At 68.3% G+C, this 21,887-nt stretch carries 26 protein-coding genes and 1 pseudogene; 26 read left to right on the top strand and 1 reads right to left on the bottom strand.

Features of this window, described 5'->3' with window-relative positions; all coding sequences use genetic code 11:
• The first annotated feature begins 477 nt into the window (after window positions 1–477).
• The 17 genes and pseudogenes from JANGC3_RS0103310 (at window position 478) to JANGC3_RS0103230 (ending at window position 14,454) form a co-directional block, all read left to right on the top strand.
• Window positions 478–819, top strand: coding sequence for a flagellar hook-basal body complex protein FliE (locus JANGC3_RS0103310; protein WP_017875067.1), 342 nt, complete (start codon window positions 478–480; stop codon window positions 817–819).
• A 21-nt stretch (window positions 820–840) separates the two neighbouring features.
• Window positions 841–2,562 (top strand): annotated as a pseudogene (gene fliF / locus JANGC3_RS28245) (flagellar basal-body MS-ring/collar protein FliF).
• The gene (locus tag JANGC3_RS0103300; RefSeq protein WP_017875063.1) at window positions 2,546–3,580 is read left to right on the top strand and encodes a flagellar motor switch protein FliG; all 1,035 of its coding nucleotides are present in this window, start codon (window positions 2,546–2,548) and stop codon (window positions 3,578–3,580) included. Before fliF ends, JANGC3_RS0103300 begins: the two are co-directional and overlap by 17 nt.
• Complete coding sequence (fliH, locus tag JANGC3_RS0103295; RefSeq protein ID WP_017875062.1) at window positions 3,577–4,263, top strand: flagellar assembly protein FliH; 687 nt, start codon at window positions 3,577–3,579, stop codon at window positions 4,261–4,263. Before JANGC3_RS0103300 ends, fliH begins: the two co-directional genes overlap by 4 nt.
• The gene (gene fliI, locus JANGC3_RS0103290) at window positions 4,260–5,570 is read left to right on the top strand and encodes a flagellar protein export ATPase FliI (protein ID WP_017875061.1); all 1,311 of its coding nucleotides are present in this window, start codon (window positions 4,260–4,262) and stop codon (window positions 5,568–5,570) included. The genes fliH and fliI overlap by 4 nt, the downstream gene beginning before the upstream one ends.
• Window positions 5,567–6,004 carry a flagellar FliJ family protein gene (locus JANGC3_RS0103285; RefSeq protein ID WP_017875060.1) on the top strand — a complete coding sequence of 146 codons (438 nt, stop codon included), beginning with the start codon at window positions 5,567–5,569 and terminating at the stop codon, window positions 6,002–6,004. The genes fliI and JANGC3_RS0103285 overlap by 4 nt, the downstream gene beginning before the upstream one ends.
• Window positions 6,005–6,093: 89 nt before the next feature.
• The gene (gene fliD, locus JANGC3_RS0103280; RefSeq protein WP_017875059.1) at window positions 6,094–7,470 is read left to right on the top strand and encodes a flagellar filament capping protein FliD; all 1,377 of its coding nucleotides are present in this window, start codon (window positions 6,094–6,096) and stop codon (window positions 7,468–7,470) included.
• Between the two features lie 53 nt (window positions 7,471–7,523).
• Entirely contained in the window at window positions 7,524–7,913 is a 390-nt protein-coding gene (gene fliS, locus JANGC3_RS0103275; RefSeq protein WP_035787528.1) for a flagellar export chaperone FliS, read from the top strand.
• Window positions 7,906–8,217 (top strand): hypothetical protein, encoded by a 312-nt coding sequence (locus JANGC3_RS0103270; RefSeq protein WP_017875057.1) that lies wholly within the window; start codon window positions 7,906–7,908, stop codon window positions 8,215–8,217. Before fliS ends, JANGC3_RS0103270 begins: the two co-directional genes overlap by 8 nt.
• A 2-nt stretch (window positions 8,218–8,219) precedes the next feature.
• Complete coding sequence (locus JANGC3_RS30555) at window positions 8,220–9,689, top strand: flagellar hook-length control protein FliK (RefSeq protein ID WP_051068212.1); 1,470 nt, start codon at window positions 8,220–8,222, stop codon at window positions 9,687–9,689.
• 7 nt (window positions 9,690–9,696) lie between these two features.
• Window positions 9,697–10,191, top strand: coding sequence for a flagellar basal body-associated FliL family protein (locus JANGC3_RS0103260; RefSeq protein ID WP_017875055.1), 495 nt, complete (start codon window positions 9,697–9,699; stop codon window positions 10,189–10,191).
• Window positions 10,192–10,215: 24 nt separating this feature from the next.
• Window positions 10,216–10,962 carry a FliA/WhiG family RNA polymerase sigma factor gene (locus JANGC3_RS0103255; protein WP_017875054.1) on the top strand — a complete coding sequence of 249 codons (747 nt, stop codon included), beginning with the start codon at window positions 10,216–10,218 and terminating at the stop codon, window positions 10,960–10,962.
• Window positions 10,963–11,012: 50 nt separating this feature from the next.
• Window positions 11,013–11,927 (top strand): flagellar motor stator protein MotA, encoded by a 915-nt coding sequence (motA, locus tag JANGC3_RS0103250; RefSeq protein WP_035787527.1) that lies wholly within the window; start codon window positions 11,013–11,015, stop codon window positions 11,925–11,927.
• Window positions 11,911–12,915, top strand: coding sequence for a flagellar motor protein MotB (locus JANGC3_RS0103245; protein WP_017875052.1), 1,005 nt, complete (start codon window positions 11,911–11,913; stop codon window positions 12,913–12,915). Before motA ends, JANGC3_RS0103245 begins: the two co-directional genes overlap by 17 nt.
• A 48-nt stretch (window positions 12,916–12,963) precedes the next feature.
• Window positions 12,964–13,251: a flagellar biosynthesis anti-sigma factor FlgM gene (gene flgM, locus JANGC3_RS0103240; RefSeq protein ID WP_017875051.1), complete on the top strand. Its 288-nt coding sequence runs from the start codon at window positions 12,964–12,966 to the stop codon at window positions 13,249–13,251.
• Window positions 13,248–13,685, top strand: a complete 438-nt coding sequence (gene flgN, locus JANGC3_RS0103235; RefSeq protein ID WP_017875050.1) for a flagellar export chaperone FlgN — start codon at window positions 13,248–13,250, stop codon at window positions 13,683–13,685. Before flgM ends, flgN begins: the two co-directional genes overlap by 4 nt.
• Window positions 13,672–14,454 carry a glycoside hydrolase family 73 protein gene (locus tag JANGC3_RS0103230; RefSeq protein ID WP_051068210.1) on the top strand — a complete coding sequence of 261 codons (783 nt, stop codon included), beginning with the start codon at window positions 13,672–13,674 and terminating at the stop codon, window positions 14,452–14,454. Before flgN ends, JANGC3_RS0103230 begins: the two co-directional genes overlap by 14 nt.
• On the opposite strand, the gene flgA is transcribed toward JANGC3_RS0103230, so the two are convergent.
• Window positions 14,439–15,101, bottom strand: a complete 663-nt coding sequence (gene flgA, locus JANGC3_RS0103225) for a flagellar basal body P-ring formation chaperone FlgA (RefSeq protein ID WP_232429646.1) — start codon at window positions 15,099–15,101, stop codon at window positions 14,439–14,441. The two genes, JANGC3_RS0103230 and flgA, sit on opposite strands and share 16 nt — an antisense overlap.
• 269 nt (window positions 15,102–15,370) lie before the next feature.
• Between flgA and flgB the strand changes: the two genes are divergently transcribed.
• The 9 genes from flgB to JANGC3_RS0103180 are packed head-to-tail and all read left to right on the top strand — an operon-like array spanning window position 15,371 to window position 21,881.
• Entirely contained in the window at window positions 15,371–15,733 is a 363-nt protein-coding gene (gene flgB, locus JANGC3_RS0103220; protein WP_026132476.1) for a flagellar basal body rod protein FlgB, read from the top strand.
• Between the two features lie 2 nt (window positions 15,734–15,735).
• On the top strand, window positions 15,736–16,158 hold the full coding sequence (gene flgC, locus JANGC3_RS0103215; RefSeq protein ID WP_017875046.1) for a flagellar basal body rod protein FlgC: 423 nt from the start codon (window positions 15,736–15,738) through the stop codon (window positions 16,156–16,158).
• Window positions 16,159–16,161: 3 nt separating this feature from the next.
• Complete coding sequence (locus JANGC3_RS0103210; RefSeq protein ID WP_017875045.1) at window positions 16,162–16,842, top strand: flagellar hook capping FlgD N-terminal domain-containing protein; 681 nt, start codon at window positions 16,162–16,164, stop codon at window positions 16,840–16,842.
• A gap of 26 nt (window positions 16,843–16,868) precedes the next feature.
• Window positions 16,869–18,059, top strand: coding sequence for a flagellar hook-basal body complex protein (locus JANGC3_RS0103205; protein WP_017875044.1), 1,191 nt, complete (start codon window positions 16,869–16,871; stop codon window positions 18,057–18,059).
• Window positions 18,060–18,079: 20 nt separating this feature from the next.
• The gene (locus JANGC3_RS0103200) at window positions 18,080–18,805 is read left to right on the top strand and encodes a flagellar basal body rod protein FlgF (RefSeq protein WP_017875043.1); all 726 of its coding nucleotides are present in this window, start codon (window positions 18,080–18,082) and stop codon (window positions 18,803–18,805) included.
• Window positions 18,806–18,845: 40 nt separating this feature from the next.
• Window positions 18,846–19,634, top strand: coding sequence for a flagellar basal-body rod protein FlgG (flgG, locus tag JANGC3_RS0103195; RefSeq protein ID WP_026132475.1), 789 nt, complete (start codon window positions 18,846–18,848; stop codon window positions 19,632–19,634).
• The gene (flgH, locus tag JANGC3_RS0103190; protein ID WP_017875041.1) at window positions 19,634–20,314 is read left to right on the top strand and encodes a flagellar basal body L-ring protein FlgH; all 681 of its coding nucleotides are present in this window, start codon (window positions 19,634–19,636) and stop codon (window positions 20,312–20,314) included. The genes flgG and flgH overlap by 1 nt, the downstream gene beginning before the upstream one ends.
• Window positions 20,315–20,372: 58 nt before the next feature.
• Window positions 20,373–21,479 carry a flagellar basal body P-ring protein FlgI gene (locus JANGC3_RS0103185; protein ID WP_017875040.1) on the top strand — a complete coding sequence of 369 codons (1,107 nt, stop codon included), beginning with the start codon at window positions 20,373–20,375 and terminating at the stop codon, window positions 21,477–21,479.
• A gap of 12 nt (window positions 21,480–21,491) precedes the next feature.
• Window positions 21,492–21,881, top strand: coding sequence for a rod-binding protein (locus tag JANGC3_RS0103180; RefSeq protein ID WP_232429645.1), 390 nt, complete (start codon window positions 21,492–21,494; stop codon window positions 21,879–21,881).
• The last annotated feature ends 6 nt before the right edge of the window (window positions 21,882–21,887 follow it).

The raw sequence follows: 21,887 nt of genomic DNA, 5'->3' as shown, positions 1-21,887 counted from the left end.
GGAAGTAAACGATACATCAATTTGACGATTATTGCCACGCATCAATACCCACGGGGCAAATCACCCTTTACAATATAGTTGCCAGCAGGTAAGCTTGGAAGGATAAAATTCCGTCCCAGCCGTGCCGGCGAGCGCGTCGGCGATATGCCATTCGCGCGGCGATTTTAATTATCGATATTGCCGTGAATTTTTATTACCGTTGATTTACAGCAGGTTTATCATAGGCATGTCGTAGCTGACATTGCCGTGCCGCCGCCGGCATGGGCGGGGCCGGCCCCGGTCCATGTAAAAACGGGCTCAAGTTAAAAACGGGCTCAAGTGGCCGGCCGGGCGGCCGATAACGGCATGGGCGGCGCGGGCGCGGCGCCCATCCGCCCCCATCCACAACGCGCCGTCCCGCGCGCGCACCGACACCCCAGCGTGTCCGGGCGGCGCGGGCGGCAACCATGGCAGCGAACGTGACAAAAGAGGTCCAAGATGGCGAATGAACTGGCGGGTCTGATCAAGGCCGATTTGGCGGCGTTGCAAAACGCCGCCCACAACCTCGCCGCGCCCCAGGTGGCGCCGGCGGCCCTGCTCGACGGCAGCGCCGGCGCCGGCCCCTCGTTTTCGCAGAGCATGCAGGACGCGCTGGGGCGGGTCAACAACGACGACCGCATGGCGGCCGAGCGCATGAGCGAGGTCGACAGTGGCAAGAGCGACGACCTGGTCGGCGCCATGCTGGCCAGCCAGCAAGCCAGCCTGTCGTTTTCCATGCTGATGCAAGTGCGCAACAAGGTCATGGGCGCGGTTGATGAACTCATCAAGCTGCCCCTGTAAGCCGATCCGAAAGACCGACACGTGAACAACCCCTTCAAGTCCGCCATCGCGCGCTGGCGCAGCGCCGGCCTGCCCTCGGCCTCGCCGGCGCTGCTGAAAACCCTGGCGCCGCTGCTGCTGCTGGCGATCGGCCTGACCGCCATGGTAATGATGTATTTCTGGCGCGACCAGGCCGGCTACAAGCCGGTCTTCGGCAACCGCGAGAAAGTCGCCGTCACCGAGATGATGAACGCGCTCGACGCCGAGCACGTGCCCTACCGCCTGCATCCCGACAGCGGCCAGGTGCTGGTGCCCGAGGCCCAGCTGGGCAAGGTGCGCATGATGCTCGCCTCCAAGGGCGTCACGGCGCAACTGCCGGCCGGCCTGGAGCTGATGGACAAGAGCGACCCGCTGGGCGTGTCGCAGTTCGTCCAGGACGTGCGCTTTCGCCGCGGCCTCGAGGGCGAGTTGGCGCAAAGCATCATGAGCCTGGACGCGATCGCCTAGGCCCGCGTCCACCTGTCCATCGCCAAGTCGACCTCCTTCGTCGCCAGCGACGGCGAGAAGTCGTCGGCCTCGGTGGTGGTGGCGGCCAAACCCGGGCGCACGCTGGCGCCCGAGCAGATCGCCGCCGTCATCAACATGGTCGCCGGCAGCGTCGCCAGCCTGAGCCCGCAGCGCGTCAGCCTGGTCGACCAGGCCGGCAACTACCTGTCGGCGCGCATCGACCTGAGCGAGGGTTTCGAGGCCGGCAACCAGGGCAACGAGAACGCCAAGCGCATCCAGGACGAGATCCGCCGCAACGTCAAGGATCTGCTGGGACCGGTCATCGGCGAGGATAATTTCAAGGTCAGCGTGACGGCCGCGGTCGACAACGACAAGATCGAGGAAACGCTGGAGAAATACGGCGAGGCGCCCAAGGTGACCAGCGAGGCCACCCGCGAGGAGCAGGACCGCAACCGCATGGTGCTGGGCGTGCCCGGCAGCCTGAGCAACCGCGCCCCGGCCGCCGGCGTGCCGGCGCCGGCCGGCGCGCCCGGCGCCGCCGGCGCCGACGCCAACAAGGGCGGCGACGAGGGCTCGGCGCACAAGAACGCCACCTCGCGCCAGTTCGCCTACGACCGCAGCATCACCCAGATCAAACGCAGCCGCGGCCGCCTGCAGCAGCTCAGCGTCGCCGTGGTGCTCAACAGCGCCGCCGCGCCCAACCCGAAAAGTGGCTGGAACGCGACGGAGATGGCGAATATGGACAAGATGCTGCGCAGCGGCCTGGGCATCAACGCCAGCCGCGGCGACGTGCTGGCGGTGTCGGCGCTGAGCTTCCCGGCCAAGGCGCCGGCGGCGCAGTGGTGGGAAGAGCGCGACAACGTCGTCGACATGAGCAGCTGGGCGATCTACCTGGTCGGCGCCTTGCTGGGCTTTTTGCTGATCGTGCGCCCGTTGCTGCGCTTGTTGACAGTACGCTTGACGCCGCCCATGATGCAAAACGTCGAGGCCACGCTGGCGCAGGCCGGCGCCGCCGCCAACGGCGCCTCGGGCGGCGGCGCCGCCGCGCTGGGCGCGCCGGGCGCGCCGCAGTTGCCGGGCATGGCCGCGAGCAGCCCGATGCCGGTGGTGCCGCTGCTGGAAAACTACGACCTGCCGCCGCCCGGCTCGGCGGTCGACGTGATGGTCGACCATTTGAAAGTGCTGGCCGAGAAGGAACCCGAACGGGTCGCCGAAGTCGTCAAACAATGGATGCAGAAAAATGGCCGAAACCAATAACATGAACGAGCGCGACGACGACGACGAGATCGCCCTGTCCCCGGTCGAGCAGGCCGCCATCGTGCTGCTGAGCATAGGCGAGGAGCCGGCCGCGGCGGTGCTGCGCTGCCTGTCGCGCGAGGAGTTGCTCGAGGTTACGCAGGTGATGTCGCGCATGAGCGGCATCAAGGTCGAGTCGGTCAAACACGCGATGCAGACCTTCTTCGACGACTACCGCCAGCAAAGCGGCGTGCACGGCGCCTCGCGCACCTACCTCAAGCGCGCGCTCGACCTGGCGCTGGGCAGCGACATCGCAAATAGCGTACTCAACAATATTTACGGCGACGCCATCCGCCCCAAGATGGCGCGCCTGCAGTGGGCCTCGCCGAAATGGCTGGCCGAGTACATCGTCAACGAACACGTGCAGATGCAGGCGGTGTTCCTGGCCTTCCTGCCGGCCGCGCTGGCCGGCCAGATCCTCGACGCGCTGCCGGTCGAGGGGCGCGACCTGGTGCTGCTGAACCTGGCGCGCCTGGACGAGATCGACCGCGACCTGCTGAGCGAACTGGACGAGCTGGTCGGGCGCTGCCTGTCGACCTTCGACACCCAGAGCACCAGCGTCGAGGGCGTGCGCCAGGTCGCCGAGATCCTCAACCGGCTGCCGGGCAACCGCTCCGACATGGTCGAACTGCTGCGCGCCCACGACCCGGAAGTGGTCGCGGCGATCGAACTGAGCATGTACGACTTCTTCATCCTGTCGCGCCAGAGCGAGGTGGCGATCACCCGCATCCTCGAGGACGTGCCGCTGGAACTGTGGGCCATCGCCCTCAAGGGCGCCGAGCCGCTGGTGCGCGAAGCCGTCATGAAGACCATGCCGAAGCGCCAGGCGCAAAGCTTCGAGGACATGATGCGCCGCTCCGGCCCGGTGCCGCTGAGCCGCATCGAGCAGACCCGCCGCGAAATCATGGCCACCGTCAAGGGCCTGGCCGACGCCGGCGAGATCGAAGTGCAACTGTTCGCCGAGGCGGTGGTCGAATGAAGCACTCCTTCCGCTCCTACCGCTTCCCGCCGCTGTCGCAGTTCATCGCCGCCGGCCAGCGCTCCGAGGACACCGACGGCCAGTGGCAAGCCTCGGTGGCGGAGGGCTTCGAGCAGGGCCAGCGCGACGGCTACGAGGTCGGCCTGGTGCGCGGCCAGCAGGACGGCTACGACGCCGGGCGCAGCGACGGCACCGCCCAGGGCCGCGAAGAGGGCCGCAACGAAACCCTGGTCGCGCTGGACCGCCTGGCGCGCCCGGTCGACGCCATCCTGAAGAACTTGAAGAAGGTGCGCGCCGACTACCGCGCCGCCCAGCGCAAGGAAGTCGTCGACCTGGTGGCCAAGGTGGCGCGCCAGGTCATCCGCGCCGAACTGGCGCTGCAACCGGTGCAACTGCTGGCCCTGGTCGACGAGACGCTGGCGTCGATGCCGCCGACGCGCGAGGAAATCGACGTCTTCCTCAACCCCGAGGAGCTCAAGCGCATCAGCGAACTCGATCCGAAGCGCGCCAAGCGCTGGAACCTGATCGCCGACGCCCGCCTGGACGCCGGCGAGTGCCGCATCAAGGCCGGCGACAACGAAGTCGACGCCGGCTGCCACCAGCGCCTGGCCGCCTGCATGGACCAGGTCAGCAGCCACCTGCAACTGGCGGCCGACCACGCCGACGAGGAAGTGACGTCATGATCGCCGACTCCCTGCGCAGTTTCGAGATCGACGCGGTACCGGTGGCCACGCCCACCGGGCGCCTGGTCGGCGCCTCCGGCCTGCTGCTCGAAAGCGCGGGGTGCCGCCTGCACACCGGCCAGCGTTGCCAGATCGAATCGGTCAACGGCGAGTGGATGGACGCCCAGGTGGTGGGTTTCCGCGACAAGCTGTCGTTCCTGATGCCGTTCAAGAAGGCCACCGGCATGACCACCGGCGCGCGCGTGCTGCCGCTGCCCGACAAGGCCAACCTGCAAATCGGCCCGTCCTGGCTGGGGCGCATGGTCAACGGCCTGGGCGAGCCGATCGACGACCTGGGCCGCCTGACCGGCGAGCACGTGCTCGAATCGACCCCGCCCAAGGTCCATCCGCTGAAGAAAAAACCCGTCGACGAGCCGCTCGACGTCGGCGTGCGCGCCATCAACGCCATGCTGACGCTGGGCAAGGGCCAGCGCGTCGGCCTGATGGCCGGCAGCGGCGTCGGCAAGAGCGTGCTGCTGGGCATTATCACGCGCCAGACCGTCGCCGACGTCGTCGTCGTCGGCCTGATCGGCGAGCGCTCGCGCGAGGTGCGCGAATTCGTCGAAAAATCGCTCGGCGTCGAGGGCTTGAAAAAGGCCGTGCTGGTGATCGCCCCGGCCGACGAGTCGCCGTTGATGCGCATCATGGCCACCGAACTGTGCCACTCGATCGCCGCGCACTTCCGCGACCAGGGCAAGCACGTGCTGCTGCTGGTCGATTCGCTGACGCGCTACGCGATGGCGCTGCGCGAGGTGGCGCTGGCGCTGGGCGAGCCGCCGGCCACGCGCGGCTACCCGCCGTCGGTGTTCTCGGCGCTGCCGCAACTGGTCGAGAGCGCCGGCAACGGCGAGAACCAGGAAGGCAGCATGAGCGCCATCTACACCGTGCTGGCCGAGGGCGACGACCAGCAGGACCCGGTCGTCGACACCGCCCGCGCCATCCTCGACGGCCACATCGTGCTGACGCGCGAGCTGGCCGAGCGCGGCCACTACCCGGCCATCGATATCGCCGCCTCGATCAGCCGCTGCATGGCGCAGGTGATCAGCCAGCCGCACATGCTGGCGGCGCGCGCCTTGAAGGCGTCGATGGCGCGCCACGCCCGCGTGCGCGATTTGATTCCGCTGGGCGCCTACGTGCCCGGCGCCGACCCGCTCACCGACCAGGCGGTGCAGTTGCACCCGCGGGTCGAAGCGTTCCTGTGCCAGGGCACGAAGGAAGAGGCGCCCCTGGTCCCTTGTGTAGTCCAACTCGAAGAGATGATGGCATGACAAGCTCGCACACGATTCAAAATTTGACCACCCTGGTGCAACTGCGCAACACCGAAGTCGAACGCCTGCAAGGCGAAATGGCGGCGCAGACCCAGGTCAAGGAGCGCTACCAGCGCAACCTCGAGCGCCTGACCGGCCTGTACACCGGCAGCGGCGCCTCCGGCGCGCTGCCGCTGGCGCTGTCGGTCAACTGCGGCAACTACAAGCAGGCGGTGATGCACATGGTCGACCTGCACCGCACCGACCTGCACCTGCACGAGGCCAACATGGCGCACTCGCAGCGCGCGCTGAACGCCGCCTGGGCCAAGCGCGAGGTGCTCGGCCAGGTGTTGGAAAAAAAACAAAAGGACGCCGACGGCGAGCAACACCGGCGCGACGCCAAGCGCCAGGACGAGGTGGCGACGCAGTTCTGGTTCCGCGGCCAGGCTAAATAAAGTTTCTTGTGGAAATCATTTCAGCGGCGCGCGGATTTGGTCGCCTTGTACTCAGGTATACATTGAGTTTCCCTTTTTAGGAGTCCGTCATGACCACCACCGCCCCCGTACCGTACAACGTCGACGCCTCGGCCAAGGCTTGGACCGACAAGTACACCGTCGACCAGCAAGCCCTGATCACCTTCCAGACCAGGCGCGCCGCGACCACGGCGAGCGCCCTGACGAGCTTGAAGACGGCGATCACCGCCTACCAGACCAGCCTGACGGCGCTGACGGCCAACAAGACCCTGATGGCCCAGGCCGGCACGCTGAGCAACCCGGCCATCGGCAGCGCCACGGCGGCGCCCACCGCCGCGCCCGGCACCTACTCCTTCTTCGTCGAAAGCCTGGCCACCAAGCACCAGGTGTCGTACGGCGGCTTGAGCGACGACGCCACCCCGACCGGCAACCTGGCCCTGAGCCTGGCCGACGGCAGCAATTTCACGGTGAACATGGCGGCCGCCGACAAGAACAACAACGGCACCCTGACGGCCAAGGAAATCGCCGCCGCCATCAACGCCGAGCCGACCAACCTGTCGAAGGTGACGGCCTCGATCATCACCATCGGCGGCGTGGCCCAGCTGGTGCTGACCTCGAACGTCAGCGGCAGCGCCGGCAAGATCACCCTCGACGCCAGCGCCCTGTCGAACGGCGCGCTGAAAACCGCGCTGACGACGCCGGCCAACGTCACCCAACTGGTGGCCGAGCAAGACGCCGTGGTCTACCTGGGCGGCGCCAGCGGCACCCGTATCCAGCAAAGCTCGAACACCTTCACCAACATCGCCGACGTCGCCGTCACCTTCACCAAGGCGCAGGCGCCGGGCGACCCGGCGGTGACGCTGACGGTCGGCCTGGACGGCGCCGCCACCAACGCCAACGTGCAAAGCTTCGTCGACGCCTACAACAAGCTCAAGGGCGTGCTGGACGACATGACCGACCCGGGCGACCCGCAAAAGGGCGTCGCCGCCGGCCCCTTCGCCGAGGACAGCGGCATGCGCGTGCTGCGCGACCAGATGACGCGCACGCTGCGCGAAAACAGCATCGGCGCGATGTCGACCTACGGCATCACGGCCACCCGCGAGGGCAAGCTGTCGCTGGACACGGCGCGCCTGGGCAAAATGCTGGCGGTCAACCCGGCCGGCCTGGACGCGGCGATCGGCAGCACCTCGGCGAGCGCGCCCAGCGGCGTCACCAGCAAGCTCGACAAGTTCCTCAAGCTGTGGAACAACGGCGCCACCGGCCAGTTGGTGCAGCGCCAGGCCGCCACCGCGAAACAGCAAATGGCGCTGGAGCGGCGCCAGGCCGATTTCGAGAAAAGTTATGTGGCAATGTTTAACAGCTACAAACTGCAGTTCGGCAAGTTGAACCAGTTGCAAGACCAGATGGCCCGCAACAACGACATGTTCGACGCCCTGTTCAGCAAGTAATCCGGCGGCGTCCGCGCCGCCTTGCCCCACCCAGCTTACACCGCGAGAATATTATGTTGAACCACGATGCATACAGCAGTTACCATTCAGTCAATCTGGATGCGCAAACGGCGCGCGCCTCGCCAATCGAACTGGTGCTGGTGCTCACCGACGGCTTGCTGGAGGAGCTGGCGCGCGCGCGCGGCCACATCACCGGCAAGCGCTACGAACAAAAAGGGATCAGCCTGAACAAGTGCGTGGAAATCATCAATGGCTTGTCCAGTTCGCTGGACTACGAGCACGGCGGCGAAGTCGTCGCCAACCTCGGCCACCTGTACGATTATTGCGCCGGCCGCCTGTACACCGCCGGGATCAAACTCGATCCCGCCATGATTGACGAGGTCAGCACCCTGCTGACCACGATCAAGCAGGGTTGGCTGGGCGTACAGGCGAAAAATGGATAGGCTGCGCGCCATCGCGCAGTTGAGCGCGCGCCTGGGCGCGGCCAGCGACGGCGCCGACTGGGACGCGCTGCAGGCCGCGTGCACGGCGCTGGCGGCGGACTTGCCGGCGCTGGCGGCGCGCGGCCCCTGGACGGCGCCCGAGCGCGCCGCGCTGGTGGCGCTGCGCTCGGTCCACGCGCAAGCGTTCCAGTTATGCTCCGAAGAAAAGCAACGCCTGGGCCTCGAGCTCGGCGACATACAGGCAAATAAAGAAGGCTGGCTCGCCTATGCCCTCATCGGCGAGACCGAACTGGACGGGAATTAAGAATGACTATGCACATCAGCAGCACGTCCACACCTAGCACGAAGGCAGCGCCGGCGCCGGCGCCGGCCGCTTCCGCCGCCATCCGCGCCAGCGCCGCCGCCAACGCGGCGCCGCCGGCCCGCACGCGCCAAGCGGCGCCGCCGCGCGCGGCGGCGCCGGCCGGCGCCGCCAACCCAGCCAACCCAGCCAAGGCGCCCGCCAACGCCAACGCTAACGCCGCCGACGCCGCAACCAGCGCTGCCAGGGCCGCGCCCGCGCCGCCGGCCGGGGCCGGCAACACCGTCCCGCCGCTGTTCGCGCAATTTCTCGGCTTGGCCGACACGCCGCACGAGGCCGGCGCGCAAGACGACGCCGACGCCGAGGCGGCGACCGACCCTGCCGCCGCCGACGCCGGCGCCGCCGCCGACACCCTGCTGGCGTCCATGATGCCGGCACCGCTGCCGTCGATGGCGCAGGCGGCGCCGATCCAACTCGGCGTTTATCTGGACAACCGCGGCGCCGCCGCGCCCGACGCCGCCAGCGACAACGGCGCCGACAGCGCCGCCGCGACGGCCACCGGCGCGCCGACCGCCACCGCCGCCGGCGCGCCCGAGCTGGCCGGCGCCAACCAGGCCAGCGTGGCGCTGACGCTGACAATGAATCCGACGCCGATCGCCTTCAACGCCCAGGCCGCCCAGGCCGCCCAACTGCCGGCGCGCGGCACCAGCGCCGCGCCCGCCGGCCCGGCCGTCGCCCCGGTCGCCGGCCACGCCAAGCCGGGCGCCGCCGCCCCGGCGCCAAACGCCGCGGCCGCCGCCGTCGCCGCTCCGGTGCGCCCGGCGTCGGTCTTGCCGCCGCCGTCCCAGCTGGCGAGCGCGGCGGCCAAGCCGGCCGACTACGCCGTCGTAGCCGCCGCCGCCAACGCGGCAGGCGCGGCGGCGGCGGCCGAACCCGAGCGCGCCGGCACCGGCGCGCCCGCGCCCGCCATAGCCGCCAGCGCCGCCAGCGCCGCCGTTGCCGGCGCCATCGCCGCGCCGGCCGCCGACAGCGTCAAGCTGGCCGGCCCGGCGCCGCAATGGCAGCAGACCCTGCGCGAGGCGCTGGGCGAGCGCCTGCAAGTACAGATCGGGCGCCACGCCGAACACGCGGTGATCCGCCTCGATCCGCCCAACCTGGGCCGCATCGACATTTCCATCGTCCACAGCGGCGGCGCGCTGCAGATCAACCTGAGCGCCAGCAACGCCGAAGTACTGCGCCAGTTGCAGCACGTCGGCGAAAGCATGCGCCAGGACCTGGCGCAGCGCAACACCGGCGACGTCGCCGTCAGCGTCAGCGCGACCCCGCGCGGCGCCGGCGCGCAAGGCCAGGGCCAGTCCGACGGCGACAGCCGCGGGCGCCAGCCCGGCCGCCAGCGGGACGAGGCCGAACCCGGCCGCGCCCTGTCCGACTCCGGCGCGGCCGGCGCCACCTACGCCATGCATGAACGGGAGTAAACGGTAGATGAAAAAGAATCTAAAACTAATCGTCGGCTTCGTCCTGGTCGCCGTCATCGGCGCCGGTGCCGCCGGCGGCGCGCTGTGGTGGTTGTATTTGAAAAAGCCGGCCCATTCGGCGCCGTCGGCCCGCGCCGACGCGCATGCCGAAGAGGCCGAGCCGCAGCCGGCCACCGGCAAGCACGCGCGCAAATACCTGACGCTGGAAAAAGTGATCGTCATGCTGCGCCGCAACCCCGGCGACGTCGAGTCGCACTACCTGTCGGCCGACCTGGTCATCACCACCACCGTGGAACAGGAAAAGCAGGCCAAGGACCACTTGCCGCTGATGCGCAGCATCGCCGTCAAGGCGCTGGCAAGCTATCCGATGGAGAAGGCGCAGGCGATGACGGTGGAGCAGTTCGCCGAGCAGATCAATACCGCGTTCGATGCCAGTTATGCCAAGGAAAAGGCGGAAAAGCCGTTTTCCGAGGCCATGATTGGCAAGCTCATCATTGAATAAGCCATGACACGCGCGGGAGCACACATGGGCGACGATCTGGCGTATCTGGAGCCGGGCGCGGCGTACGGCGAGGACTACGGCGCGAACGCGGCCGCGCCGCTGCTCAGCCCGGCCCAGGAGCAGCGCCACCTGCTGGCCTACGCGCCGCTGGTCAAGCGCATCGTGCGCCAGCTGAACTCGCAGGTGAGCGGCGCCATCGACCGCGACGACATGGAGCAAATCGGTCTGATGGGCCTGCTTGAAGCGCTGCGCCGCTACGGCGAGCCGGACGCCGCCTTCGGCAGCTACGCCGGCCTGCGCGTGCGCGGCGCCATCCTCGACGAGCTGCGCCGCCAGGACTGGCGCCCGCGCGCGGTGCGCCAGGAAAGCCACAAGCTGCGCGACGGCGTGCGCGCCCTCACCCGCAAGCTCGGGCGCGAGCCGGCCGAGCAGGACATCATCGCCGGGCTGGGCATCACGGCCGAGGCCTACCGCGACTACCAGATGGCGCAGAACGCCGAGTCGATCGGCAGTTTCGACGAGGTGCTGCAGGAAACCGTCGGCCAGGGCGAGAGCGCGCCCAGCCCGGAGGACCAGTTGATGGTGCGGCGCAGCCTGGAACAGGCCCTGCGCGGACTCGACGAACGCGAACAGCGGGTGGTGCAAATGTATTACGAGTTCGAACTGAGCTACAAGGAAATCGCCGCCGTGCTCGACCTGACCGACGCCCGCGTCTGCCAGCTCAACAAGGGCGCGCTGGGCAAGATGAAGGCGGTCCTGCAGAGCGCTTGAGCGCGGCGCGACGGCACAACGAGACACATGCAACTAAAAGGCAAAACAAGATGGTGATTATCGGTATTTTAATTGTATTGGGCTGCGTCTTCGGCGGCTTCGCGCTGATGGGCGGCAGCGTCAGCGCCATCTGGCACCCGATCGAGCTGGTCATCATCCTCGGCGCCGGCGCCGGCGCGGTGGTGCTGGGCAACCCCAAGCACGTGCTGATGGAAATGCTCGGGCAGATCCGCAAGGTCGTCACGCACAAGAAACAGGGCTCGGAATTCCAGCGCCAGTTGCTGCTGCTGATGTACGAGCTGCTGCAGACGGCCGCCGGCGGCCTGAAGGCGCTCGACGCCCACGTCGAGGCGCCGCGCGAGAGTCCGCTGTTCCAGCGCTACCCGCTGGTGCTGGAAGAGTCGAAGCTGCTCGCCTTCATCGTCGACAACTTCCGCCTGATGGCGATGGGCAAGATCAACGCGCACGAGTTGGAAGGCGTGCTGGAACAGGAGCTCGAAGCCATCCACGAAGAGTTGCTGCAGCCGTCGAAGTCGCTGCACAAGATCGCCGAGGCCATGCCCGGCTTCGGCATCATGGCCGCCGTGCTGGGCATCGTCATGGCGATGAACTCGGTGGCCGGCGGCGCCGACGCCGGCGAAATCTCGACCAAGGTGGGCGCCGCGATGGTCGGCACCTTCATCGGTATTTTCTTTTGCTACGGCGTGCTCGACCCGCTGTGCAACATGATGAAGCAGCTCGTCAGCGAGGAAGGCTCGACCATGGAATGCGTCAAGGTGGTGCTGGTGACCCACGTCGCCGGCAAGCCGCCGCTGCTGGCCATCGATGCCGGGCGGCGCCTGGTGCAACTGAACATCAAGCCAAGCTTCGCCCAGCTCGAGAGCTGGATCAACGCCCTCGAGGGCGCCGACGCCGCCGACGAACCACCGCGCCGCACAGGAGACCGTCGTGCTAAAGCCGCATGACAAACATGAACAGGCGGTCATCAAGCGCGCCGGGCGCAAGCACGCGCACGAAGAGCACGGCGGCGCCTGGAAGGTAGCCTTCGCCGACTTTTGCCTGGCCCTGCTGTGCCTGTTCCTGGTGTTGTGGCTGATGGCCGCGCGCGAGCAGCAGGCGATGAAGGAAATCATGCTCGAATCGAAGGGCGGCAAGCAGAGCGACGGCGCCGGCGTGCTGCCCGAGCAGAAAGGCGGCCCGCGCGGCAGCCTGATCGAGCGCCACCCGATGCCGCGCAACGGCAGCGGCAACAGCAGCAACGACGGCAAGATGATGGGCGCCGGCCAGGGCTCGCCCGACGCCAAAACCCAGCAGAAAGTGAGCTACCAGTCGCCCGAGGACTTGACCAAACTGGCCAAGGAACTCTCCAAACTGAGCGCCGAAGCCGGTCTGACCAGCAATTTGCAGGCGGTGGTGACGCCGTACGGCCTGCGGGTGATGTTGCACGACACCGACCACCAGGGCATGTTCGTGCGCGGCAGCGCGATACCCACCGGCCGCTTCCGCCGCCTGCTGCGCGACATGGGGCCGCTGTTCGCCCAGATGGACAACCAGATGCTCATCGTCGGCCACACCGATTCGGTCCAATACGCCGTCACCGACAACGAATCGTTCTCCAACTGGACGCTGTCGAGCAACCGCGCCATGTCGGCACGCGCCAACCTGCTGGCCGGCGGCATGAACAGCGACAGCGTGTTGCAAGTGGTCGGCATGGCCGACCGCGCGCCGGTCGACTCGAACAACGCCACCGCCGGCGTGAACCGGCGCATCGAGCTGCTGGTGCTGACCCGCGGCCAGGCCAACGGCGTGGCGGCGATGTTCGGCGTGCCGAAGTCGGGCGACGCGCTGGTCGGGGACGTCGACACGGTCGAAGCCGAATCGGCGGCGCTGAAAAAACTACGCCAGAAACTGGCCCCGGCGACGCGCAAGCCGCTCTCCGAGCAGGACCATTAACCCAGCAGAGCAGTCATGACCATTAACACTAAAGCACGAGGCCAGCGTATGAGAATCTCTTCCGGAAATGGCACGGCCGACACCGCGCCGCTGCAACGCGGCGCCGCCGTCGACGCCGCCGACGGCGCCGCCGAAGCGGCCGGCGCCGGCGCCGCCGCGGCCGCGCCGCTGCAATCGGCCGTGCTGCAACCGGCGCTGGAGTCGCTGCGCGCCATGCCCGAAATCGACCACGAACGCGTCGCCCAGCTGCGCGACGCGCTGGCCAAGGGCGAGCTGCCGTTCGACCCGGCCAAGCTGGCCGGCCTGATCCAGCGCTTCCACGGCGGCGAGTCGTGACGCCAGCCCCGGGCGAACGGCGCGACGCCATGACGCGCCTGCTGCGCGGGGTCGCCGACGACGTGCCCGCCTACCAGGCGCTGCTGCTATTGCTCGACGAACAATTCGACGCCGCGCTGCGCCACCAGAGCGCGCGCCTGGCGACGCTGGCCGAACACATCGGCGCCGCCGTCGACACCATCGAGGCGCGCCGCCGCGAACGGGTGGCGCTGGTCGCCACCCTGCTGGGGCCGGGCGGCACGCTGGCCGGCGCCGCCGAGCTGCTACGCGGCGCCACCCGCCAGGGACTGGAACGCAATTGGATCGAGCTCGAGCAGATGGTGCTAGAATGTAAGCGCCGCAACATCCGCACCAGCGCCCTGCTGAGCGAGCAATACAGCATCATGCAAAGGGTGCTCAACGGCGAGGAGGACCAAATCTATGCGCCACTCTGATACGCAGTCCACTATGTTTACCGCCGCCACCCGCCCCACCGCCGCCACCGCGCCGACGGCCGCGCCGGCGCGCGCCAGCCTGCCCGCCGGCGCGGCCGCCAACGCCGGCTTCGCCAGCGTATTCCAACAGGTGCGGCGCGACGTCGACAGCTTTATCAGCCAGGGCGGCCCGGCCGCCGCGCCGGCGCTCAGCCCCGAGGGCCGCGCCCTGCTCGGACGCAGCCTGCCCAGCGCCGCCATCGACGGCGTTGCCGCCGGCGGCCGCCCCGCTGGCGCCACCAGCTTGCTGCAACAACAATTCCTGGAATCGATCAAACCCTGGGCCGAAGAGGCCGGCCAGAAACTCGGCGTGGCGCCGGAGATCGTCGCCGCCCACGCCGCGCTGGAGTCGGGCTGGGGCCAGCGCCCGCTGCGCCAGAGCGCCGGCGCCGACACCAACAACCTGTTCGGCCTGAAAGCCGGCGGCCAGTGGCGCGGCGACGTGGCCGCCGCCACGACCACCGAATTCGAGGGCGGCGCGGCGTTGAAAAAGACCGAGCGCTTCCGCAGCTATCCGGACCAGGCCAGCGCCTTCCGCGACTACGCCCAGGTCTTGCTCGACAATCCACGCTACCGCGCCGCGCTCGGCGCCGGCGCCGACGCCGGCGCCTTCGCCCAGGGCCTGGCGCGCGGCGGCTACGCCACCGACCCGGCCTACGCCGACAAGCTGACGCGCCTGGCGCAGCGGCTGCAACAGGGCGCCGCGCCGGCGCTTCAGTCGGACGACTGAATGCGCCCCGGCAGATCGAGCGGTTCAACCGTCCCGGCTGCCACCACCCTGGCGCGTATCACCGCGCCGCTGTTGGCGTTGCGCACCCGCACCACCGCGTCCTGCGCGCCGCCGTCGAGCGCCTCGCCGGCCATGCTCACTTCAATCGCGCCGCGGCGCGCGACGATTTGCACCGCCTCGCCGCGCTTGACCAGCGCCGGCGCCGCCATCTGGCCGCTGCGCAGCAGCTCGCCGGCGCGCAGCGAGCGCCGGCTGGCCAGGCCGACGACCGCGGCCGGGTCGGCCACGCTGTCGGCCACCATCGACACGTCGCGCCGCTCCAGCGCCACCTCGTCGGCCGCCAGCGCCCGCCCGGCCGGCAGCGCGGCGGCGGCGACCGCCACGCGCGCCGTGACCTGCGCGCGCGCGACGAAGTCGTATTTCCAGCCGGCGGCCCCGGCGCACACGGCGGCGAAGCGCATCCTGTTGCTTTGCCGCACATCCAACGCCTCGATTGTGACCGTTTGGCCACACGCCGGCAGTACCCGGCCGGTGCGCGCCACCACCACCTCGAACTGCGGCTCGACCAGCCCGGCCGCCGCCGCCTGCTGCGCCAATTGCGTGCGCGCCGCTTTCTCAATGTGCGATATTATATTGTCGGCTGGCAATTCAACGCTTCCTGCACTACTATATAGGCTGGCCAGCGCGAGTAGCCAGGCCGGCGCTATCGGCCGGCGCCGCCCGATAGCGCCCGCAACGGGCCGCGCGCCGCGGCGGGAGTCGGCGAAATGGCTGGAATCGGTCATTGTTTTACCTTGAACAAAAGTTTTCACGCGGTATGCCGTTAAGATCCGTATGTGCGGCATTCTACAGCGCCCGCCGCGTTTATCAGCAAGCCGCGCCGCGCAATAACGGCGCCCAACGACAAAGGATGGCCATGAGTATTAATTTCACCGAAGCGCTGGGGGTGCACGCCGACGCGCTGCACCTGCGCGCCGAGCGCACGCGCGTGCTGGCGTCGAACATCGCCAACGAGAATACTCCCGGCTTCCAGGCCAAGGACATGGATTTCGGCGCCGTCATGCAGCAGATGCAGGACGGCGCCAACGGCGAACTGTCGCTCGACACCGACGCCGGGTCGCTGTACCGGGTGCCCTACCACCCCAGCCGCGACGGCAACACCGTCGAGATCGGCGTCGAGCAAGCGGCGTTTTCGCAAAACGCCTCCGATTTCCAGACCAGCCTGACCTTCACCAACATGAAGCTGCGCGGCCTGGCCAAAGCCATCGCCGGACAATAATTATGACCTTCAAAGACATTTCGCAAATCGCCGGCTCGGCCATGGCGGCGCAGACCGTGCGCCTGAATACCATCGCCAGCAACCTGGCCAACGCCGACTCGGTGGCCGGCTCCGAGGGCGAGGCCTACCGCGCCCGCAAGCCGGTCTTCGCCGCCGTCATGCAGCAGGGCCTTGGCGCCGCCGACGGCTCCTCGGCGCGGGTGCAGGTGCTCGACGTCGTCGAAAGCGACGAGCCGCTGCGCAAGGTCTACGAGCCCGGCCATCCAATGGCCAACGCCGACGGCATGGTGTTTTATCCAAACGTCAACCAGGTGGCCGAGATGACCGACATGATGTCGGCCTCGCGCGCCTTTGAAACCAATGTCGAAGTGCTGGGCCGTATCAAGGCCATGCAGCAGTCGCTGCTCAAACTAGGTGAAGGTTAAGCCATGCAAACGAATCTGTTCAATAACACCAGCGGCGCCAACACCGCCAACGCCAACAACGGCGTCACGCCGGCGATGGACCAGGCCAGCAAGACGTCCGACATGTTCACCAAGCTGCTGGTGGCGCAAATCCGCAACCAGGACCCGCTGGCGCCGAGCGACCCGAGCCAGTTCGTCAACCAGTTGTCGCAACTGAGCCAGACCGAGGCGCTGCAAAACCTGGCCAAGCTGACCACCGGCAACGCCGGCGTGCTGCAAAGCATGCAGGTGCTGGCGCTCGGCGCCCAGGTCGGTTCGGACGTGATGGTCAACACCGACAGCGTCAAGCTGGGCACCGACAAGGTCGCCGGCAGCTTCGCGCTGGACCAGGCCAGCAACAAGAACACCGTGGTGCTGACCGGCGCCGACGGCGCCGCCCACGAGGTGCAACTCGGTTCGCAGGGGGCCGGCGTCGTCAACTTCACGCTCGACCCGGCCGCGCTGCACCTGCCCGCCGGCACCTACAAGATTACGGTGCGCACCAGCGCGGCGACGCCGGCGCCGGTCGACATCGTCGGCAAACTCAACAGCGTGCGCCTGTCGGCCGGCGGCGCGATGGTGCTCAACGTCGCCAACGTCGGCGAAGTGGCACCGGCGGCGGTGACCGGTTTCAACGGCAAAAACACCTTGGCCTCGGCAAACTAACCCATTTCACTGAAGGGAATTCCACCATGAGTTTCGACATCGCTTTGTCCGGCATCCAGGCCATCAACGAACAACTGAACACCGTCTCGAACAACATCGCCAACGCCGGCACCTACGGCTTCAAGAGCAGCCGCGCCAACTTCTCGTCGATGTACGCCGGCAGCAAGGCCACCGGCACCGAAATCGGTTCGCTGACCCAGAACATCGGCCTGGGCGGCGGCGTGCTGAACACCGGCCGCGGCCTGGACGCCTCGATCAACGGACGCGGCTTTTTCGTCACCCGCGACAACCAGAACACCATGATGTACAGCCGCGTCGGCATCTTCAACGCCAGCGACGAGGGCTACCTGATCAACGCCTCCGGCAACAAGGTGCAGGGTTACGCGGCGGCCGTCGGCACCGGCGCGCTCGGCCCGATGGGCGACCTGAAGGTGCCGACCGGGCAAATCCCGGCGGTCGCCACCACCAAGCTCGGCTACGTCGCCAACATGTCGCTGGACTGGCCGGCGCCGGCCATGGCGACGTTCAACATGAACGAGCCGACCTCGTACAACATGTCCAAGCTGTCGGTGGTGTACGACTCGCTCGGCGCCAAGCACAACGTGACGCAATATTTCGTCAAGGGCCCGGCGACCAACCAGGTCACGGTGCACTACGGCATGGACGGCGCCGCGCCGACCCAGCAGACGACTTTGCAGTTCAACGCCAACGGCGTCTTGACGTCGCCGCCGGCGGTCAACGTCACCGTGCCCACCAGCAACGGCTCGGTCAGCCCGATCGCCGTCGCCCTCAACTACACCGGCACCACCCAGTACGCCGGCGAGGCGACCACGTCGTCGGTGATCGTCGACGGCTACGCGTCGGGCACCTACACCGGCGTCGAGCTCAGCGAGAACGGCTCGCTGCTGGCCGCCTACACCAACGGCCAGAAGCAAAACGTCGGCGCGCTGGCGCTGGGCACCTTCGCCAACGAGGGCGCGCTGAGCGCCGTCAACGACACCAGCTGGGTCGCCTCGACCACCTCCGGCACGCCGCTGTACGACCGCCCGGGCACCGGCATGACCGGCAAGCTGACGGTGGCCTCGCTGGAACAGTCGAACGTCGACATCACCTCCGAGCTGGTCGGCCTGATGACGTCGCAGCGCAACTACCAGGCCAACTCGAAGGTCATCTCGACCGAGAGCACGATGCTGCAGTCGCTGATGCAAGCCGTTTAACCTAGCCGGGGCCAAGCACGATGGACGCGCTGATTTATACCGCCATGAGCGGAGCCGACCGGGCTCTGCGGGCACAGCAGGTACACGCCAACAATCTGGCGAACATGGAAACCGGGGGCTTCCGCGCCAACCTGGAGGTCTCCAGCCAACAGCAGTTGTCCGGCTACGGCTACGACGACCGCCACATGACGCAGTTGCAGGCCAGCGCGATCGCCACCCGCTCCGGCGCCGTCAAGGAAACCGGGCGCGAACTCGACGTCGCCGTCACCGGCCCGGGCTACCTCACGGTGCAGTGGCAAAACGGCGAGGCCTACACCCGCGCCGGGGCGATGGACATCGACGCCGACGGCGCGCTGTCGATCAACGGCCACGCGGTACTCGGCGAGGGCGGACCGATCGTGCTGCCGCTGTACACCAGCATGGCCATCGGCGGCGACGGCACCATCTCGGTGCAGGTGCCGGGCGCGGCGCAGATGCAGACCGTCGACAAGCTCAAGCTGGTCAACGCCGAAGCCGGCACGCTGACCAAGAACGAGGCCGGCCTGATCGTCTCGCGCGGCGGCGAGCCGCTCGAGGCCGACCCGGCCGTCAAGGTGCGCGACCGCCACCTCGAGGGCAGCAACGTCTCGGCCGTCGAGGAAATGGTCGCGACGATGAGCCTGACCCGCAGTTTCGAGATCCAGATGAAGCTGTTCAAGGCCAGCGACTCGATGGCCGAGTCCGGCAACCGCCTGCTGGGCGCCTAAGCGCCCCGCCCTTTTTCACCGCACACTCTAGGAGCACCCCATGAATCCAGCAATGTGGATCAGCAAGACCGGCGTCCAGGCGCAAGACGCCAAGCTGCAGGCGATCGCCAACAACCTGGCCAACGTCAACACCGTCGGCTTCAAGCGCGACCGCGTGGTCTTCGAAGACCTGTTCTACCAGGTCGACCAGCAACCCGGCACCCAGCGCGCCGACAACACGCTGTCGCCGTCGGGCGTGCAGCTGGGCAACGGCACGCACATGGTCGGCACACAGAAGGTGTTTACCACCGGCAGCCTGCAAACCACCAGCCAGCCGCTCGACGTCGCCATCACCGGCAACGGCTTCCTGCAGGTGCGCCGGCCCAACGGCGAATCGGGCTATACCCGCGCCGGCCAGTTGTCGGTCGACGCCAACGGCATCCTGATCAACGCCCACGGCTTGCCGCTGGTGCCGCAGATCACCGTGCCCAACAACGCCACCGCCGTCACCATCGGCGACAACGGCATGGTCTCGGCGACCATTCCCGGCACCGCCGCCGGCGTCGAGCTGGGCCAGCTGACCTTGACCAGCTTTGTCAACCCGACCGGCCTGCTGGCGCTGGGCGAGAACCTGTTCCAGGAAACCGCCGCCAGCGGCACGCCGACCGAGGGCCGCCCCGGCGAGGGCGCGCTGGGCAAGCTGAAACAGGGCGCGCTGGAAGGCTCGAACGTCCAGGTGGTCGAGGAAATGGTCGACATGATCGCTGCCCAGCGCACCTACGAGATGAACACCAAGGTGCTGTCGGCGGCCGACAATATGCTGCAGTACCTGGCGCAAGTGGCACGCTGATGAAAGCCGCACTGAGCGCCGCGCTGGCGCTGGCCGCGGCCGCGGCGCTGGCCGGCTGCGCGGCGCTCGCGCCGGCGCCGGTGCGGCCCGGCCCCAGCCCGGACGACGAGGCGCCGCCGCTGGCGCGCAGCGCGCCGCGCGGCGGCGTCTCCGGCGGCGTCTTCAACGCCGACGCCGGCCTGTCGCTGACCTCGGACAGCCGCGCCTTCCGCGTCGGCGACCTGGTCACCGTGTCCCTGCAGGAAACCACCCAGTCGAGCAAGAAGGCGGGCACCACCTTCAACAAGGGTTCCACCGTCGGCGTCTCGCCGCTGGGCCTGCTCGGCAAGGTGTTGCCGAAGACCGGCATCGACCTGGCGGCCGACCGCGGCTTCGCCGGCGACGCCACCAGCACCCAGCAAAACGCGCTGAGCGGCGCGATCACCGTGGTGGTGCAGGAAGTGCTGCCGAACGGCCTGCTCAAGGTCAGCGGCGAAAAGGTGCTGACCTTGAACCAGGGCGAGGAATTCGTGCGCCTGCGCGGCTACCTGCGCGCCGCCGACATCGATTCCAACAACAACGTCTCGTCGCTGCGCATCGCCAACGCCCGCATCGCCTACTCGGGCCAGGGCACCTTGGCCGAATCGAACGCGCCGGGCTGGCTGATGCGCTTTTTCACCGGCCCGTGGATGCCGTTTTAGGCTGGGGCGGCGCCGCCGGCGCCGTTCCGCCGTTTTCAAGCTTAATTAGGTGAATGATATGAAAGTGCCCTACTCCGCCCTCGTCGCGTTGGCCCTGCTGGCCGGCCACTGCGCGCCGGCCCACGCCGCCCAGGCGCTGCGCGACCTGGTCAGCATCGAGGGGGTGCGCGACAACCCGCTGGTCGGCTACGGCCTGGTGGTCGGCCTGAACGGCAGCGGCGACACCACCCAGGTCAAGTTCTCCAGCCAGTCGGTGGTCAACATGCTCAAGCAATTCGGCGTCAAGCTGCCCGACGGCGCCGAGTCGAAGAGCAAGAACGTCGCCACCGTCATGGTCAGCGCGGTGTTCCCGCCCGGCTACCGGCGCGGCCAGGCGATCGACGTCACCGTCTCCTCGCTGGGCGATTCGAAGAGCCTGCGCGGCGGCACCCTGCTGCTGACGCCGCTGCGCGCGGCCGACAACGAAACCTACGCGCTGGCGCAGGGCAACCTGGTGGTCGGCGGCCTGGCCGCGGCCGGCAAGAGCGGCTCCAGCGTCACCGTCAACACCCCGACCACCGGGCGCATTCCGAACGGCGCCAGCATCGAGCGCGAAATCGCCACCGACTTCGCCACCAAGCCGAGCATCACGCTGAACCTGCGCCACCCGAATTTCCAGACCGCCACCAACATCGTCGACGTCGTCAACCGCCGCTTCGGCCAGGTCGCCACCACCAGCGACGCCACCAGCGTCGACGTCGTCGCGCCCGACAACCCGACCGCCCGCGTCGCCTTCATGGCCAAGCTGCAGGCGCTGGCGATCGACATCGGCGCCGACAGCCCGAAAGTGGTGTTCAATTCGCGCACCGGCACCGTGGTCATCGCCGACGGCCTGCGCGTGCGCGCCGCCGCGGTCACGCACGGCTCGCTCAAGGTGGTCATTTCGGAAAGTTCCAACGTCAGCCAGCCGGCCCCGTTCGGCCGCGGCCAGACCACCGTCACGCCGCAGTCGAAGGTCAGCGTCGACCAGGGATCGGGCCAGATGTTCCGCTGGCCGGCCGGCGCCAAGCTGCAAACCATCATCGACGTCGTCAACAGCCTGGGCGCCTCGCCCGACGATATCATGGCGATCCTGCAGGCGCTCGACCAGGCCGGCGCGATCGAGGGCGAGCTGGTGGTCATTTAAGGAGCAATGCGCATGAACCCTATCGACAACCGCGGCGCGGCCGCCACCGCCCCGCACGACGACGGCGCCGCCCCGGTGGCCGCCGCCGACCCGGGCTATATCGCCAAGGCCACCAAGGCGGCGCTGCAGTTCGAGGGCTTTTTCATCGCCCACATGCTGCACCAGATGCGCGCCGGCACGCGCGCCATGGCCGGCGAGGACAGCGTTTTCAAGGACCCGGTCAACAGCGACATGCTCGACCTGGCCGACACCCTGGTGGCCGACAAGATGGCCGGCCAGCGCGCCTTCGGCATCGCCGACGCGATTTTGCGGCAGTTGCTGCCGCCGGCGGCGCCGCCGGCCAAGCCCGCCGCCGCCGCCGCCGCGGAAAGTTTGCCGGCGCCGCTTAATCGCCCGGCGTAAACGGTC

The organism is Janthinobacterium sp. CG3, assembly GCF_000344615.1.
Lineage (GTDB): Bacteria > Pseudomonadota > Gammaproteobacteria > Burkholderiales > Burkholderiaceae_D > Janthinobacterium.
Note: the sequence above shows the minus strand (reverse complement) of the source record. Positions and strands in the feature narration are given on the sequence as shown.